Raw genomic sequence first — 18,632 nt, forward strand, 5'->3', positions numbered from 1 at the left:
AGGATGTCGTGCAGGAGCATATTCATCTTGCAGATGGCCCAGGTGTTGAGGTTTTTTTCCTGCCCGAAAAGGGAGATTTTGTCCTGGTTTTTGCCGTGTTCCTGCAAATAGTGGATGCATTCGATAAGCATGCCGCCTGAGCCGCATGTGGGGTCGCAGATGCGCATATCCTCGGCGGGCTTGACCAGCTTTACAAGGAGCCGGACCACTTCTTCAGGGGTGTAGAATTCCCCGCCTTTCTTTCCGGCATCGTCTGCGAAGTGTTTGATCAGATATTCGTAGGACCTGCCCAGCATGTCTTTATTTTCAAGGGAATGGTTTGCCAGGTTGTATTTCCCGAAATGAGTGATAAGCTTCTGGAGAACGGCATCGGATATGCGTCCCTTGTCGTTAAAATCAATCGCGATCAGCACGCCTTCAAGAGAAGAATTTTCGTGTTCCAGGGCTTCAAAGGCTTTGTTTATAGCCTCTCCTATGTCAGAAGACTTCTTTTCAAGTTCGGACCAGCGGGCACGGGGTGGGACGAAAAAACTACCTCCGTGCTCGTCCTTGTCAGTTAAAGCAATCTCTTTTGCTTTGGCATCAGGCATGCCTTCTTTTACGAGTTCTTCCGTAACCCGGATGATATTTTCATCAAACTGGTCAGAGAGCCTTTTCAGGAAAAGCATTCCAAAAATGTAGTGCTTGTATTCGGAACTGTCAATTGAGCCGCGTAGGATATCTGCGGCTTTGAAAAGGTGAGAGTTGAGTTCGTTGAGGGTTAAGGGCATGTTTTTTGGTCCTGTTCTGATGAGAATGAAAACTGTATGTGAAAATTCTGTATGTTAAATGAAGGGGTTAGAATCGAATAATATGACTATCTCTTATTAATAATCCAGTAAAAAGCTTGTGATTCTGATTTGTTCGTTGAGTGCCAGGGTCATGTTTTTGGGTCCCTTTCTGGTGAGAATGTAAACTGCATAAACTGTATACTAAAATTCTGCATGTGAAACGAAGGGATTAGAATCGAAAAATATGATAATCTCTAATAATCCAGTAAAAAAATTGTGATTTTGATTTATTCATTGAGGATCAGAGGCATGTTTTTGGGTCATTTACTGGTGATAATGACCAACTGTAAGTTAAAATTCTGCATGTGAAATAAAGGGGTTAGAATCGAGCAATATGACTATGTCTAATTAATAATGATGTTTTAAACCTTAATCTCTAGTGTATCGATTCCTAATTAATTCCATTTTATTACTACGGGAGCGCAGAGAGTCACGAATATCCAGACCTTTACAGGATGTCCGACAATTACTAACGGTAATATTGATATATTTAAATTCCTTTTTTTTCGATTTAAAGGGTTTAGATGCCTCATTTCTCACACGTTTTTGACCTGGAATTGAATTGTCGGACAGCCTGTTTAGGGTATGGTGGCCGCCCGCAAATTGATTGGAAAAAATGGAATGGAGAAAAGTGGGTAAAATGAAACAATTTACATCTTTTGAATTTAGATGACGATTTTTTACGGCGCGTTTCAGAAGTTCTTAGATGACGACAAGTTTACAGAACTTTCTTTACACCTATCAAAAAAAATTCTCAAAACCTATCACTTAACTACAAAGATAGCCAAATTTATAATCATACGGTATGCTATCCAGTCAACTACCCCTCCCTAAATTTTAAAGAATTTTGAGGAAGGGGCATGTAAATACCCTTGTTGACCAGCCTAAGTCTCAATTGACTACGTTGGAAATGTCATGATACCTACGAATGTTTCCTCAGTTTGTAGCTCTATCGTGTAGCATTAAAAGTCCTGAGAGGTAGGGGCGGTGTGCTACACCTGACAAGCATATCCAACATTGGCGAGGGGAGACGGTTTTCAAAACCCGTGTTACCTGATACGGAAATTCGATTCCAAAGCAGAGTGAAGAAATCCAAACGTGGAACGGAATGCCAGAAAGTTGACGGCAGTCCTCCCTGCGCTAAAGCAACAGGGCTTCCTGCCTGTCACATGTGATTACTGATCTCATTTGCTACATGTGAAGGGATGGTGAATGATGATCGGTGGTTCTATCAAATACAGATCCGCACTGCCTTCTTCCAGCGATGAAAAACTGTATACCAAATTTGAAAGGTGCATAGGCTCCCTTAATAACTGTATACCAAATTTGAAAGGTGCATAGGCTCCCTTAATAACGCGCAGGCGATGAATATTTTTTGTGTGATGTGTTACGCATTAAGCATTGTGATGAGGCAATATTGAAATCTGGAATGCAAAAACATGCTGCATACACACCAGTCCGAAGATTGTACAAGAACTTCGGAAGAAATGGATAGGAGCGAAAGTTGATGTAAATATGAGCTAGTTAGGTAGTTAATCCGCGAACAGATGCGGAGGTGTGAAGAATGTCAATTGGATACTTGATTTATCGCCCAGGCGATATGATTCCAGTCAGCGAGATACTGTTAAATAAATTTATTGGCTATCGAGGTAATCGATCTCAAGCTCAGACGATTCGGGATATTTTATGTTCGGAACTGGGTGTGCAGTTGAGCAAGACCGACCTCAGTTATGGGCACATTCAAAAAATAAATACACGAATAGAAATGGCACTCGAAAAGGAAAGAAGTAAACGCGGGATATCTAAAAGAGAAACGTTCAGGCAACTTGTCAGTGAACATTTGAGGGATAAGAGCATACAAACATCCAGACAAGCCATAAAAAAAGAAAGTGGATGTTAGAGCCTGTCTTAAAACTCAAACCATTTCCATTTGGATTCGGGAAAGGTTTAAAACATCAAAAAGTGTTATTTATTATGCTATTCTAGTGTCGCGTCATTCCTCAAGGATTTAAATATTCTGAATGGTTTTAATCGATTTTATAAGACATTTTACTGCTGAAGCGACACTAGTAAAAAGCTTACTATTCTGTTTCGTCTTTTCAAGATTAAAGCTATTCTTTGAATCTTTCATTTGAATCTTTTTCCTTGTGGGCGTTAAAACAATCTATATAAATTTTATATTTATTTTTATGGAAGTGAGGCTGAAGTTTTCATTTTCTTGCTAAACGCCGTCGAGTTCAAGCCGCACCGGATCACTTGAAAGAAAAAGAAGGTGGATACCATTCCATTGGTCATCGGTTAAGGAATTTTCTTGCCTGAGAGCTATCGATTTTATACCAGAAGGCTGCACCATATTTTGCCCTATTTTCCGAAAATCAACGCCTTGCTCAATCCCCGATTCTATTTAAATTTTGGAAATCTGTTGGGGGGATGGATGCAATTTATCATGATTCCTCACTTAACCGAAGACGCATGATAGTAAATCAGATGATTTTATAACTGTGTGACTTATGAATCTATGACTTCTTTATGCCTCTATGACCTTATGTTCAATTCTGAATAACTTTATATCAATTTGATCTGAAAAATTGAAAAGTAGAGAAAATGTAAAAAGAGTAGGAAAGAAATAAAGAGGTAAAATAAAGAGGTAAAATAAAGAGGTAAAATAAAGAGGTAAAATAAAGAGATAAAATAAAGAGGTAAAAAATGCCGGAACATTATAACCTTATTTCCTGGAACGTAAACGGTCTCCGGGCTGCAATGAAGAAGGGCTTTCTGAATTTGCTGCTGGAGCAGAAATTCGATGTCATCTGCATCCAGGAAACAAAAGCCTCCCTGGAAAAGCTTCCGAGGGAAGCAAAGAACATTCCCGGTTACTACAATTACTTCGTTTCTGCGGAACGAAGCGGCTACAGTGGGGTCGGGACGTTTTTAAAGGAGAAACCCCTTAAAGTCGAAACCGGAATGGGAATTGAAGAGTTTGACAGGGAAGGCCGTTTTCTCAGAATCGATTATGAAGATTTCACCCTGATGAACATCTATTTCCCAAACGGCAAAGCCTCCCGAGAACGCCTTGAATACAAAATGGCCTTTTATGACGCCTTTTTAGATTACGCAAACGCCCTTAAAGCCGAAGGCAAAAAGCTTGTCATCTGCGGGGATGTCAATACCGCCCACAGAGAAATCGACCTTGCCCGTCCCAGAGAAAACGAGACTATTTCCGGCTTCCTCCCTGAAGAAAGAGCCTGGATGGATAAATTCCTTGCAGCCGGATATCTTGATACCTTCCGTATGTTCAACAGTGAAGGCGGAAACTATTCCTGGTGGTCAATGAGAACCCGGGCTCGCGAAAGAAACGTTGGCTGGCGCCTGGATTACTTCTTCGTCAGTGAAAACCTTCAGGAAAATGTAAAAGCTGCCCCGATTTACCCTGAAATCATGGGTTCAGACCACTGCCCTGTGGGACTGGTGCTTGAGTTTCAGGTTTGAGTTTATTTCAGTCGAATACTTTATTCGTTCTTCTAATTTCAAATCCTTTTTATTGTGACAGAGAAGGCTGAAGCTGCGTGGCCAGGTTGCTCGCCCATGCGCGAATCGCGGTCCAATCCCGAGCGTCGCTTGCCGGCATATTGCGTAAAGGGCTTGCCGGCAGCTTAGCAATTAAGTTGTCAGGAAAACGCAGATTCTTCGGATCGAACTTGCCGCCAAATATTTCAATAGCGATGGGTGTAAGCCAGGGAAACTTCGCAAGCTCTTTATTGAGCTGTGCACGCACTTCCTTCCACTCCTTTTCCTCATCATTAAATGGGCCAAGTGCGAAAATAGCCACTGGCCGCTTCGTGAGGGTTTCACGGTGCCGGGATAGAAAACCGCGTGCTTCCTTGTGCCAATGGAGCATGTAGAGTGGTGCACCCAGCACGACTGCGGTGTATTCCTCAAGGGTTTTTACTTCTCGCATGGGTTCAAGATCTACAACAAGGCCACTTTCGCGCAAAACAGCCGCGACCGCCTCGGCAACTTCCTGCGTTGAACCATACTTCGAAGCATAAGCCACAAGAACTTTGACTTTCATCTGAATCAATCCCCCCATTACTTCTTATCTTCGCTCCTATTACTTGTTATCTTTGGAAACAGTTCCTGGTCGCGTTCACTCACCTCTGTTCCAGCACATTCAGATCCTCTTTTCATTAAAATGAGGTACGACATCTACTCAACGGACTGCAAGGAGTTAGACAGCCAACCTCTCCAAAGTTTTCCAGGAAGGCATTTATTTTTGACATTTTTCTGTGAGCCGGTACTCCTTATTTAAATGGTTGGTATTTATCCGAAATGCCCGTAAATGACGTATTAAGTTCCTTCTTTTCACTCGCCACGCACGGCTTGAGCCCGCCTGCGTACAGTAAATAAAAAAGAAAGTATTAGACGGGCTGGAAACATGATGCCAAATCTCAACCCGTGTACCTGGGGACAAACTGTGAGTCTCATATGAGCTTAATTCTTCAACTTTTGATTATTTATTTGAGCATTTGTTTCTGTAATTTGCTTTTAAATAGCGTGCTCTGCCGTGAAATAAACTTTTTAAGAACACCTATATAATAAATTTAAGTGCAGTTTTTCTCCATTTCAATTTTGAAGGTTTCCATTCCCTATCCTGGTCATTAAAACCCAAATAACTGATTTTCAGGGGAGCTGTAGTATAAAATCAGTCCGGAAGATAAGAAAAAAACAGACAAAGAATATATATGCAGGACAATATAATAATATTAATTAATATTCATTAAGATTAATTTTTGTAAATTAATATATTCAAGAGGTTTAAGGAGGACTATATTGGGCGTTTTAGACGAGTTTAAAGAGTTTCTTTATGAATACAAGGTAATTCCACTGGCAATTGCTTTGATCATGGGTATCGCATCCACGACCTTTATAAAATCTTTTGTAGATAACATCATCATGCCAATTATAACACCTTTTATCCCTGGTGGGGCCTGGAGAACGGCAACACTTGATATCGGGCCGATAGTCCTGGGATGGGGGGCCTTTCTGGGAGAATTGATAAACTTCGTTATTATTGCATTTGTGGTCTTTATCATCGCTAAAAAGGTATTAAAAGAGGAAAAAGTAACCAAAAGGTAATTGGGAAATAGTCATATTTTCTCTTTTACTTTTTCTCTTTTACTTTTTCTTTATCCCTAATACTACAACTTTACTTTTTTCGGTTTTGATCATGCTAAATAAACAAATTTTTAGTTTTGGGACCTGCTCAATCACAATTAACATTATTTCTGAGTGTTGGCAGTATATGTAAATCTATTTATAAGCAAAAGTTTATATTTATTCATTAATTTTTTGGGGTAGGTTATACTGAAGAAGCCAGTACGGTTATTGCTTAATTAATTTATCAATATGCCCCTATATAAAGAGGAGTGACATATATATGAGTGAAAAGAAGCCATCCAGGGTGTTAACTACCGGGTTTGGGATCCCGGTGGGGGATGATCAGAACAGCCTTACAGCAGGAGAACGCGGGCCTGTCCTTATGCAGGACGCCCATCTGCTGGACAAGCTCAGCCATTTCGACCGTGAACGAATTCCTGAACGTGTGGTACATGCGAAAGGTGCAGGTGCTGGTGGGTACTTCGAGGTAACTGCTGATGTGACAAAGTACACAAAGGCTAAGTTTCTTTCCGAAGTCGGCAAGCGTACCGAAGTATTTGTCCGCTTTTCCACTGTAGGGGGAGAGAAAGGTTCGGCTGATGCAGCCCGTGACCCTCGCGGATTTGCCATAAAGTTCTACACTGAAGACGGAAACCATGATTTGACAGGAAACAACACTCCTGTGTTTTTCATTCGTGACCCTCTGAAGTTTCCTGATTTTATCCACACACAGAAGCGTAATCCCGCTACAAACTGCAAAGATCCGGACATGTTCTGGGACTTCCTTTCCCTGACCCCTGAATCAATTCACCAGGTCACTATCCTTTTCTCTGACAGGGGCACTCCTGCTACCTTCAGAAACATGAACGGTTACTCAAGCCACACCTACAAATGGTACAATGATAAAGGCGAATACTTCTGGGTACAGTACCATTTCAAGACCGACCAGGGCATAAAGAACCTGACCCGGGAGGAAGCGGAAAAATTAAGCGGGACGGACCCGGACCACGCCACAAGGGACCTGTATGAAGCTATCGAGAAAGGTGACTATCCTTCCTGGACCCTTGAGATGCAGATAATGACCCCGGAGCAGGCTGAAAATTATCGATTTGATATCCGGGACATTACAAAGGTCTGGCCCCATGGCGATTTTCCGCCTATCAAGATCGGAAAACTGGTATTGAACCGGAATCCTACCAATTACTTTGCCGAAGTGGAACAGGCAGCCTTCAGTCCTGCAAACCTTGTGCCGGGAATTGGCATCTCTCCGGACAAGATGCTGCAGGCAAGGGTCTTTTCCTATCATGACACCCACATCCACAGGCTTGGTCCCAACTATCACCTGATTCCCGTGAATGCACCAAAGCACTCGCCTGAGACCAGCTATCAGCGGGACGGTTTCATGCGCGTTGATGGCAATCAAGGCGGCGGACCCAATTACTGGCCCAACAGTTTTGACGGGCCTGCCCCGAACCCTGCTTTCCTGGAACCGCCCTTCGAGGTCTCGGGACTGGCAGCCCGTACGCCTTATAACTACCCCAATGACGATTTTGTACAGCCCGGCAACCTGTACCGGGACGTCATGACCGAAGAGGACAAGGAGCACCTGGTAGGCAACATTGTATCCCATCTCTCAGGTGCCCAGAAACGCATCCAGCTCAGGCAGACAGCCATCTTCTTCAAAGCTGACCCCGACTATGGGGGCCGGGTGGCTAAGGGTCTAGGGCTTGACATAAAAGAAGTTGAACGCCTTGCTAATATGACCAAAGAAGAGCGTGCAAAGGCGACTGAAAAATAAATAACTTCGGATATAACTTCGGATTTTTGAATTAAACTTCCATTTCCCCGTTAAGACTTAAAAAAATCGTTTTACGGGGAAAAACTAATTTTTTGTGGGTTATGGAAACCTAAAACAAAAATAATGATGCCTGCAAACTACTTTTCTTCGGGGTAGCACACTTCTGAGAGGTTAAAATGGGAAAAGGCATGGTTTATCTTTATACGGGGGAAGGAGAAGGAAAGACCACAAACGCCTTTGGACTGGCTCTCAGGGCTGTAGGCCACGGGTACAGTGTAATAATTATCCAGTTTATGAAAGGTAGAAAGTATATAGGGGAGTACAAAATAAAGGACAGGCTGGCGCCGGAATATGAGATCCATCAGTTCGGAAGGGAGGAGTTCATAGACTTCGAAAGCCCCGAACCCCTGGATTATGAACTGGCATCAGAGGGCCTGGAATTCGCAAAAAAAGCCCTTGAGAGGAAGCCCAGGCTCTTGATCCTGGACGAGATAAATCTTGCAGCCCATTTCGGTATTGTGAAGACAGAAGACATCCTCAAACTGCTGGAGGAGATCCCGGAAGAGACAACAGTTGTCCTGACAGGGAGGAGGGCTCCCGGAGAACTGGTAGAAAGGGCAGACCTGGTGACGGAGATGAAGCTTGTGAAGCATCCCTTTGAAAAAAACGTCCCTGCAAGGGAAGGGGTTGAATATTAACCCCAAAATTATACGTTTTCTGCATGTGTATATTCAAGATTGATGTGGGATAATGGTTGTACGAGAGAACTTAGTGTTAGGCGCTAATGCTTCAAAGAATTCAACTCTTACTTTAGTTTTTCTTGCAGCTCTAAAAGGAGTTGTCGGTTTTTATTCAGGAAGTTCGGTCTTGATTGCCGATGCTGTTCACACGTCACTGGATATTTTCGCATCATTTGCCGTCTGGGTCGGGCTGAAGCTCAGCCTGAAAGACAGTGCAGAGAAATTCCCCTACGGTTACTACAAAGCAGATAACCTGGTTTCACTTTTTGTTTCGATTATAATCCTCTTTTCCGGAGTCGAACTTGTACGTGAGGCGCTGCTGAACATTACAAATCCTGTTGAGATGAAACTCCAGGGAATCGCACTTGGCGCAGCCGTGTTTTCGGTAATAACAATGTATGTTTTATCCAAATACAAAGCCAGAGTAGGCAGACTGATAGACTCCCAGGCTTTGATTGCTGATGCGATACATTCCTATACGGACGTTTTCAGTTCCCTGATAGTTGTCATTACAATTGCCGGTTCAATGTCAGGCATGCCGTGGCTTGATAGTGTAGGGGTACTGATTATCTCTCTTATGATATTCAAGCTTGGAACTGGTATTGCTCGAGACTCTGTACTAACACTGATGGATGCATGGCTGGATAAGGATTCGATTACAAGGATCAGGCAGAATGTGGGAAGTATTCAGGGCGTGAAAACTGTCGGGGAAATCAGACTTCGAAAGTCCGGTCTGGTAGTATTCGGGGAAATTGAAATTGAAATAGAGGGCGATGCTAATCTTAAAAGAGTGGATATGCTTTCCGAGGAAATAGAAAAGATTGTGAAAAATGAGGTAAAGAACCTGGAACATTTAGTCGTCAATGCAAAGCCTGGAAAGATGTCAGTAATGAAAATTGCAGTTCCTGTTCTGATGCAGGAAGGTTTACACTCAAAGGTTTCCGGGCATTTTGGCAGAGCCCCGTATTTTATTTTTATCGAACTGGAAGATGGTAAGATAAAAAGCTGGGATATCAGCGAAAACCCTGCCTCAGACCTGGAGAAAAAAAGAGGTCTGAAGACTACGGAGTTTCTGAAAAATCGAGGGATCAATGTTTTGATCGTGGGTGAAATCGGCGAAGGCCCGTTCCACATGCTTCGCGATAGTTTTGTGAAAATGCTCCAGATGCCGGAGGCGGCGGAAGATGTTGAAAAAGTTGTGGAGAAGGTTTCAGAGTTGAGCACGCTCACAGCACCTACAGAGTAAAATCAAACTGCGTGTCGCCACCTCAACCTGAAGAGGCTGTCCGACAATTTAATTTCAGGGCAAAAACACATAAAAAATAAGGCACCTAAAGCCTTTAAATCGAAAACAAAAGAATTAAAATATCATTGAAGGTAATTGTCGAACAGCCTGTAAAGGATATGGTATTTGTGACCCTCCGCACTCCCAAAGTAATAAAATCGGTTTTACGATGAAATAACCCGGAAAACATGGAAAAAATTACTTCAAATTATGTAATTCCAGGATTTCCGGGCATTTAAATAACAGTACCGCCAAAAAACAAGTTTCCGATCGCTGTTTACTTATACTTTCACCTACATAGTCACTATTGGTCCATAGGGTCAGTCCCTGATGTATGAAGAAGACGTACAAAGAAGAGATGTAACTTAAATAAGTAGTAACTTGACTAAGGTAACTTAAGTGAGTAATGACTTAAATAAGTAGTAAATTGACTGAGTACAGAACTAAATTACATAAAATTGGACCAGACCTTATGGATCACTTTAAAAGATTCTAAAAGGCTTTTTTAGTAAATTAATTCCTTATTTTAACTTAATTTTGGTTTTAGTAAATTAATTTCTTATTTTAACTTAATTTTGGTTTTGGATTCTAATTCTTCCGGTCCCTATTTCATGCTTGTTTTAGCCCGCAGATGCTATCAGTTACTTTTACCTGAGAGACTATTAAGTTCATCGTTTTTGCCGGGAACTTCTGGAAGAGACGCTTAATTCTAATTTACAAAACTTCAACCTGGGGAGTATATACCAAGTTGAAGTCGTCAACTTAATTAATTATTTGTTATACTGCAAATAATCATAGCCAAGAGCCTTTCTTTTTTAATATATTAGAAACTCCGATTTTATAGATATGATACGGACTTTAAGATTTGTCTTTTGATCGTCCAATTTTCGATTAAAAAGCATATTGGATTCTTTTCTACCTTTAACACTCTTAAGATTTATAACAATGGTACTTGCAGGCCCTAAAAAATCGTCTATTTGAATCAATAAGTACTTATATCCTTTTGCAATAATCGCTATCACGTATTATGCCTTTTTAGACCCCAATAGATTATTTGGAGATATAAAATTAGTTTAATTAAATATAATTCATTATATACCCCTTTAAATTAAAATTATAGCTTTTTAAATTGATATATTTGAAAAATAGATAATTTTAACACCCATTATTTCCAAAAGAAGGGACATTAACTAAAATGGCAAAATCTCATATAATTAACTTTCTGGGTTTATTATAAAACAACTGTAGGTATTGATATAGTGAAAAACAAAATAATTGCATTTGACTTTTTAAGAGCATTAGCAATAATTATGATTATTCCAGCTCATTTGAGCAATTTTTTGTATTCTTCTTATGGGAAGTTAGCACTCTATGCATTTGATCCTTACTTTGCAAACATGGGTTTGAGTCTCTTTATATTTATGAGTGGATACCTGCTATATTACAATAACCACTCGATAAACTCGCTTCAAAATGTATTTGATTTTTATAAAAAAAGGCTTTTGAGAATCTATCCCCTTTACTGGGTTGCACTTGCCACATTTGTACTGGTGTTTTTCGTATTTGCTCCGAGGTTAAATTCAGGCTTTGTTTTTCCCAATTCGGAGAATGTGTTTAGTTTTTATAATGTATTAGTACATGTACTGGGGCTGCAAATCCTGCTTGCTCCGGCTTATGTGTCTCCTATGTTAACACTATATTTTATAGGTTTAATTGTTATTTTCTATGCCATTTATCCATTAATTCTTATGTACTCAAAGACTACAAAAAGTATATTGCTTTCTTCCTTTATTGTCTACCTCTTATTCTTTTTAATCTCAAAAACTTTCAATATTATTGACTACCGTTTTTTCATGTTTTTCCTCATATTCGTTTTTGGAATCCTTACCTGCAAAGAAAGCCAGTTTGGAAAAGCCGTAAAGACACCCTTGAAAACCCCCCTTGCCCGGGTTCTGCTGGCAGTTCTTCCGGTAATCTTCGTACTGACAATTGTTACGGGATTAAGAGAGTCTCTGTTTCTGGACCCAAGAGTTTCCGTAACTGTTGATACCGGCAGCGCTATAATAGGTTCTTCCATGATAAGATCTATTCTGGACAGTATGGCAGGTTTACTGAATATTAACCCGCCTTTATTACAGTTCATCATTGACACACTGCTTCTAAATATTTTTGCAATATTGTTCTGTGTATTGGAGTATTCATTTGCAACGAAATTTATCAATGACAGATCATCAAGTTTTTTAAGCCCGGTCTTCACATACATCTCCACGTCTTCTTACTGCATTTATTTATTCCACAGACCATTTTTTACACTATGGAACTGGGGAACAAACTTCATAAGTTCTCCAATTTTACGAGATGTTATTATGGTGTTTATAGCCATTCCTCTGTTAATTTTCGTTTCATACCAGATCCAAACAATGGAGTTAAACTTAAAGAGTAGTGTATCACACCGAAAATTCTTGAAAAAACACTTGTTTAATACAAGATTTATTACCGGTTTTAATAAATAAAAAGGATGAATGAAAAGGATAGAAAATAAAAAAAGAGGATAAAAAAGAACATAACTCATAAGAGGGAAGCATTTCTCTGGTCTTATAAAAACAATTATAAATTGTAGAAGTCGAATATAATAAAAAGGTGAATAATTTGTTATCCACAATACCAATAGACCTTAAGAACATAGCAGAAGAAGATATTGATAAGGAAATCCTCAGAGCCGGAATCATTGCCGAGCTTGATGCCATAAACCTCTATGAACAAATGGCAAACCTGGCCAAAAATGAAGATATAAGAAAGATTCTTCTGGACATTGCCAAAGAAGAAAAAACGCATGTCGGAGAGTTTCAGGCACTTCTTCTCAGGTTCGACCCCCAGCAAAAAGATGAGCTGGAAGCCGGAGCCGAAGAAGTAGAAGAAGAGTTGTCCAAATAAATCAAGCTGGGCTTGGGCTTTCCAGAAAGCTTCTGGAAAACCCAACATTTAAACGTTTTAATTCTCTTATCTTTTTTACATTCTCCAGTTATTCAGGTCAGCAAAATAAAGCCTTTTTTCTATCCGACCAATATCTGTCTAAGAAACTCATGCATTCACTCCCTCAGAAAATTTTAAATATTATAAAAATAAATAAGATTTAACAAGTTATATAAAACTTGGAAAAACAGAAAAATGGAAAAACGGAAAAACGGAAAAACGGAAAAACGGAAAAACGGAAAAACGGAAAAACAGAAAAACGGAAAAACGGAAAAACAGAAAAACAGAAAAACAGAAAAACGGAAAAACGGAAAAACAGAAAAACAGAAAAACAGAAAAACGGAAAAACGGAAAACAGAAATAAATCTCCAGAGATTGGGAAAGAAACTGAACTCTTGATTTGTCTTCTTTTTTACTCCATATTATCAACGTTATTCGGTTTTCTTCCAATTTATTCCATTCTATTCTAAACCACGCTTTTTCCAAGAGTGGATAATACCTGATTTTCAGGTTATCTCACTTCTACAGCCAGGGTTGGGGAAAAGAAGTAAAGAAAGACGGGTGTGAGAAAAAAGACGAATAATCAGAGGATTTAATCCGAAAGACTGTGAGAAAAGACTGCAATTGAGAGAAAAGGTTCTAATTTCAAATTTTGTGGTTGTTGGGGGAACTGGATTGGATTCAATCTGTCCCCCATGTTCTCATCATATCAATCTATGCACACTTGTCAGATACTTCAAGATTTGTATAAGATATGAAATATATATATAAGTTTGGAGGGTTATACTTATTTATCTTTTCTTAAGAAGTCCCTTACGAATCAAGCGTTACTTATATATACTTTTAGGTAGGTAATAGGATACTGTGTTCCGATACATAAATAAATGAAAGTCCTGCAAACTTGTAATAGGAGACTCAGGAGGTGGAAGAAACAGAAGATGAGAAAAAGTAACAAGAAGCCATCTAACATGATTTTTTTTCACAATGGTATGTTTACCCTTGATGAAATAAGATCATGTAAAGCCTGGAGTCTTCTGTGCAACGAAACATGCCGCAAAAAGTCAAAAATCGTTTATACCTAACCATTGCGAACCTCCAAAAAGCCTACCATATAGGACTTACGCACCTGATAAACAGATGATTCAAAAGCTGAGATTCTGTGTTGCCTTTCTAGATTTGACTGCGCAAGTCCTATAAAATGAAATTAAATTACTGCTAAACTCTAAAGTGGGAAGTCTAAAAAAATGGGGAATCCAAAAATGGCATACTTAAAAACGAACCCACAACCCTATGAAAAATGGCAAATATATAACGGAACCATGTCCTGGATAAAAATGGCAAATTGAAAAACAAATCCAGGACCTGGTGAAAAGAACTTGCTACTAACTATTTTTTGATGGAAAAAAATTTAAAAAAAATTTATAATTCTCACATTAAGAAAAATATTTATTCTCGGTTACTAAGTTTCTGTTTCTCTTCATAACCTTATAAGTACTGAAGTTTTGATTGAAAATTTTCGTACGACATTATCTGGCTGGCATGACAATAAGAAGTTCTTTAGAATTTCCTTTGTGGGTCCGGAGGAATTAATTTTTATGGAATCAGGATACGCAGGTTTTCATGTAAAACCTATCATTTTCTTTGTTTTTTGCTTTTCCTGCTAATAGTGTGTTGCATAAAAGAAAATTGAAAAATGTTATATGAGGAATATTCTGCTTTTTTATGTTCTTTGCTGTGAAACTAAATTATTATTTCTATGTTTTGATTTTTACAATAGAACCGGAAAAACTATAGGTGTGGCCTACTAGTGTGTAAGTCCAATATAGTATAATCATTTGGAAACATCAGTATATGGAAATGGAAGCATGTTGGAAAGCAGAATTATAGCCGCACAATCTGATGACAATTATATAGAACGAATGCGCTTTGAAGGCGATATACTTTCGGACATCGATATTACAAGGATAGAATTTGAATCGGTACAGTTTATACAATGCCAGTTCAGCAAATGTAATTTTTCAAAAACCAGCTTTTACAATTCGGTGTTTGATAACTGCAATTTTGCGAATTGCAGTTTTATGGAAAGCTACTGGAAAGGTTCAAAAATATTAACATGCAAGGGCGATGGCAGTAACTTCAGCAAGAGCCACATGAAAGAAACCTCTTTGGCGGACGGTTCCTTTCGATATGCAGATTTTTCAAGTTCTGTATTGGAAAACTGCACCATTCGTGACTGCAATTTTACGGAAGCTTTCTTATCCGAGATTAGGTTAAAGAAGCCCACGCTGAAAACGGTTAATTTCACGGGAGTGGATTTTTATAAAGCCTTACTCAACGGCATCGACTTATCGGATTGTATCATTGATGGGATCACAGTATCCGATACACTCAATGAACTCAGAGGGGCTATAGTCAATGCCGGGCAAGCAATAGAACTTGCTGCGCGGATTCTGGGAATCAAAATTGTATAAGGCATTGACTCACCCACATAAATCAGAGGAGAAATGAATGAATCTGTCCTGTTTCTACCAGGGAAAAACCAGCTGACGATGCATCGATTATACAGATATCTGAAGACATAACTTTAAGAAAAGTAAAAATTAGTAAACTACTGATCTCCCATTATGCTTATAATCTACACTTCATCCAGATATCTTTGCAGCTTATCTGCAAGTTTGCCAATGTGAATACCATCAACAAATGCATGATGAACCTGGACTGCAAACGGCATCATAAATTTGCCTTCTCTTTCATGATATTTTCCCCAATCAAATATGGGTTGCGCTTTTTCCTTATTTCCAAAATCCGTGTGCGAAATATGCGTAAATGTTATCCACGGCAAGGCAGAGAATTGATATACATCATTTTCTACAGGACCTGTAATAACCTTACATTAGCTGGGTCAGTCAATGCCATGACGGTTTATTCATGAACTGATATGACGATTACACTTTAGTTGACCAAATAAACAGCCACGATAAATTTATTTTCCTATTTATCAATTTATTTTATAATCTCGAAGAGGTTCAGTTATAGATTAGGAAGATAAAATAAACGCTAATATTCGTTTTTAATTAACTACTTTGTAGATTTTTAGATATTAATTATTATTAAAAATAAATTATTCGGGCTTTTTTACCAATTTAGCATTCATTATCTCTATTTCATCCCAGGGTATAAGGCAGTGTGTCAAAAGTTCTGTAAATTTTAATTTACGATACTCATTCCATCCGGCGCAGGGGCTCGTCCTAGCACTGATCCTGCAGCAGACCAGAAGAAGCAACAGGTACCGTGCCCTATTACCATCTCCAGAAATACCTCGAAAAAAGCATGAGTCCTGAAAAGGGGTTTATGTTTTGGGCTATGGGCTGTCGGAATTGGACCTGTTCTTTATCCCTCTTACCCCAAAAAGAAAAAACGGAAAAGAAAGGCCAGAAAAAACATTTTTTGAAAGGTGTAATCAGCAAAATAGCCAGATAAAGGGCTTCCCACAGGTCAAACTCTAACGCCTTTTTCTCTGGAGCTCTTGAGCACGTCCGCGAGGTCTTGAGCCTAAAGCCGAAGGAAAAAGAAAAGCCTTCTCTAAGCTTCAGACGAGCTTCTGAGTTATTCATGCAGGGGTGAGGTTTGAAAATAGTAAAATTATTGTCTTGAGTTGTGAAAGTATTAAAAACTTGAACTGTTTTTACATTTCCTAAAAACATAGCATAGTTGGAAAAGTATAAAATTTGACGATAAATGGACTACGTAAAAATTGGTTGTGAAAGAAATCTGCAAACAGCGTTGAGCGTTGCGTTTTTTCAAGATACCTAGATCCCCGAGTCTATTTTTCTGGGATCTAGGTAACTTAAAATAAAGCCTTTTGTGTCCATATCCTGGCCTAGTCTCATAGATTATATTATCACAATTCTAAAACATGGGTATGTATGGACTCTATAAATGTTTTTACATTTGATTATTGGTATCAGATTAGAATTTTAAAATCCAAAGTCAGGCTCAAAAATCTAAATTCAACCAATTAGTGAATGACTATCAGAGTTTAATAAAAACGCTTACCTTCATAGCTTATTAATCAAATATTATAACACATTGGAGGTATAAGTTTGGATGATTGGGTTAATAAAGCTTTAATCACAAAAAGTCTTATTTATAATGCTTCTCTCATTGTTGAGGATAAAAAGTACTTTAAAAGTGACCGCTTTTTTGATTTCTCAGCTCTTTGTGAAGCTGTAATACTATTTGACGAATTAAAAGCACTAGACTCATCTAATGTACTCCCTGAATATTCTCTTCCTAAAAAATTAGTTGATAATGGAATATTGAATAATTTTAGTCCTATATTTAGTAGAGATGAAGTAAAAAGAATTATCGAAAACATGCCTGGTTTTTTAGTAGAATTTTCAACGGATACATTTTGGGAAATGGGTGTCGACCCTAAATTAAAAAATTTAGAGACAGATTACTATGATACAACTAATGATGATAGCAAAAAATATCATGGTATATCTCCTTATCAAATAGACGATGTACGTCCCAGATCTGAGGATAGTGGGTGTTGTTCTTATTACAGAGAATGTGGCTATTCTGTCGAACATCATGTATTTGTTACTAGTGATAACTTAAAAAATAATTCGCTTGATAAACTTATGGATTGGCTTCACACTTTAATATATTATCCTAGTTTACCAGATAACATCAGAGCTAGTCAAAGTTATATATACAGATCGGCAGGATACCTTTTGGTGTCTCATATAAACAATGTAGATTACTACCCAGACTTTTTAAGAGTACCTTATATTGCTTCATATATAGATCGGGCATATAAATCAGTACCAAGAGAATTATATCAAAGAATTTCTGAGCTATTAGAGTTTGATATCAAAGAGATTGATGATCATATAAAATCAACAACATTCCCTATTCCACCATTCACAGCGTTAGCATTGGATGAGGCTAAATCGTGTAAACAATTACCCTCTGTCTTGTTAGACATGAGATCTGATTTCAAATCTTTCCGAGATAAACTCTCTAAAATTGATAGAGACATAAAAAACTCTGAGTCTATCGAAGACAAGAAAAAAGCGATAAATAAAAAGAAAGAATTATTAGAAGATGTATCAAGTAATTATAAAAATTCGGAGATTATATCATTTAAAGAAGGTTTAAATTACTCAATGGAACTTGTAGCACCAGCGATAAAACCTACAGACCCAACATCGTATTCTACTGCCATATTATGTCAACCAATCGAATGGATAAAGAAATGGTGGCTAAGGAGACCTATTACATCATTATACAGAGTGGATAAAAAAGTAAGAAAAATAGCAGGATACAACAATCTTGTACAAAAAATATGGGATCGAAAAATCGACATAAGTACAGGAAATGATTATAATTCTCATGGGAAAGCTATAGAAATGATATTTGATAAATTTTAGTTATGGTATATTTACACCTATGATGTTGCTATGAGAGTTTTTGAGCTACAGCATAGAGTAATTTAATTTTAGGATTAAATCTGTTATTACTCCATGTGGCACTTCACCAAGCTTTAGAGTTTCTTTTTTGTATTTTTTCAGCTATATTGATACACAGGTTTTACGGTAAAACCTATTAATTTGAGCTATTTATGCAGGAGTGAGTTATTTATAACTCTAAAACTATTTCGGTATTCTACTACAAACAGCCTTTTAATTTCAAAGGGGATATATACCTTCTTCATTTTGTCAAGGGCGGTTAACTTTTTTCCATTTTGGGCGGTCTAGAATTTTCCAATCTTTTTATATAAAGTTTACTCAATTTTCTAAAATTTCTGTAGAATTATGATGTATAAATCCTGTTTTTATACC

The 18,632-nt window shown here is 38.4% G+C and carries 13 protein-coding genes; 10 read left to right on the plus strand and 3 right to left on the minus strand.

The features are described from left to right. Nucleotides 1-770, minus strand: a 770-nt coding sequence (locus PHF18_RS16735; RefSeq protein ID WP_300104730.1) for a class I SAM-dependent DNA methyltransferase, incomplete at its 3' end; no start/stop codon positions are given. 1,624 nt (nucleotides 771-2,394) lie between these two features. Here PHF18_RS16735 and PHF18_RS16740 point away from each other — a divergent pair. Next, on the plus strand, nucleotides 2,395-2,730 hold the full coding sequence (locus PHF18_RS16740; RefSeq protein ID WP_300104732.1) for a hypothetical protein: 336 nt from the start codon (nucleotides 2,395-2,397) through the stop codon (nucleotides 2,728-2,730). Between the two features lie 806 nt (nucleotides 2,731-3,536). Then, nucleotides 3,537-4,319 carry an exodeoxyribonuclease III gene (locus PHF18_RS16745; RefSeq protein WP_300104734.1) on the plus strand — a complete coding sequence of 261 codons (783 nt, stop codon included), beginning with the start codon at nucleotides 3,537-3,539 and terminating at the stop codon, nucleotides 4,317-4,319. A gap of 49 nt (nucleotides 4,320-4,368) precedes the next feature. Here PHF18_RS16745 and PHF18_RS16750 read toward each other — a convergent pair whose 3' ends face one another. Next, nucleotides 4,369-4,902, minus strand: a complete 534-nt coding sequence (locus PHF18_RS16750) for a flavodoxin domain-containing protein (protein ID WP_300104735.1) — start codon at nucleotides 4,900-4,902, stop codon at nucleotides 4,369-4,371. Between the two features lie 758 nt (nucleotides 4,903-5,660). On the opposite strand from PHF18_RS16750, the gene PHF18_RS16755 reads away from it, so the two are divergent. From PHF18_RS16755 to PHF18_RS16785, 7 genes are all read left to right on the plus strand, one after another. After that, nucleotides 5,661-5,966 (plus strand): MscL family protein, encoded by a 306-nt coding sequence (locus PHF18_RS16755; RefSeq protein WP_300104737.1) that lies wholly within the window; start codon nucleotides 5,661-5,663, stop codon nucleotides 5,964-5,966. A 301-nt stretch (nucleotides 5,967-6,267) separates the two neighbouring features. Further along, nucleotides 6,268-7,785 (plus strand): catalase, encoded by a 1,518-nt coding sequence (locus PHF18_RS16760; protein ID WP_300104738.1) that lies wholly within the window; start codon nucleotides 6,268-6,270, stop codon nucleotides 7,783-7,785. A 176-nt stretch (nucleotides 7,786-7,961) separates the two neighbouring features. Beyond that, entirely contained in the window at nucleotides 7,962-8,483 is a 522-nt protein-coding gene (locus PHF18_RS16765; RefSeq protein WP_300104740.1) for a cob(I)yrinic acid a,c-diamide adenosyltransferase, read from the plus strand. 52 nt (nucleotides 8,484-8,535) lie between these two features. Further along, nucleotides 8,536-9,771, plus strand: coding sequence for a cation diffusion facilitator family transporter (locus PHF18_RS16770; protein ID WP_300104742.1), 1,236 nt, complete (start codon nucleotides 8,536-8,538; stop codon nucleotides 9,769-9,771). 1,298 nt (nucleotides 9,772-11,069) lie between these two features. Beyond that, nucleotides 11,070-12,323 (plus strand): acyltransferase, encoded by a 1,254-nt coding sequence (locus tag PHF18_RS16775; RefSeq protein ID WP_300104744.1) that lies wholly within the window; start codon nucleotides 11,070-11,072, stop codon nucleotides 12,321-12,323. Between the two features lie 136 nt (nucleotides 12,324-12,459). Continuing rightward, on the plus strand, nucleotides 12,460-12,744 hold the full coding sequence (locus PHF18_RS16780) for a ferritin family protein (RefSeq protein WP_300104745.1): 285 nt from the start codon (nucleotides 12,460-12,462) through the stop codon (nucleotides 12,742-12,744). 1,904 nt (nucleotides 12,745-14,648) lie between these two features. Beyond that, entirely contained in the window at nucleotides 14,649-15,254 is a 606-nt protein-coding gene (locus PHF18_RS16785; protein WP_300104746.1) for a pentapeptide repeat-containing protein, read from the plus strand. A 164-nt stretch (nucleotides 15,255-15,418) separates the two neighbouring features. On the opposite strand, the gene PHF18_RS16790 is transcribed toward PHF18_RS16785, so the two are convergent. Continuing rightward, nucleotides 15,419-15,667, minus strand: a complete 249-nt coding sequence (locus PHF18_RS16790; RefSeq protein ID WP_300104750.1) for a CatA-like O-acetyltransferase — start codon at nucleotides 15,665-15,667, stop codon at nucleotides 15,419-15,421. Nucleotides 15,668-16,886: 1,219 nt separating this feature from the next. Between PHF18_RS16790 and PHF18_RS16795 the strand changes: the two genes are divergently transcribed. Further along, a complete protein-coding gene (locus PHF18_RS16795) occupies nucleotides 16,887-18,221 on the plus strand; it encodes a hypothetical protein (protein ID WP_300104748.1) in 1,335 nt (444 codons plus the stop codon). Nucleotides 18,222-18,632 lie beyond the last annotated feature (411 nt).

Source organism: Methanosarcina sp., from assembly GCF_028693135.1.
In the GTDB taxonomy this organism is placed as follows: domain Archaea; phylum Halobacteriota; class Methanosarcinia; order Methanosarcinales; family Methanosarcinaceae; genus Methanosarcina.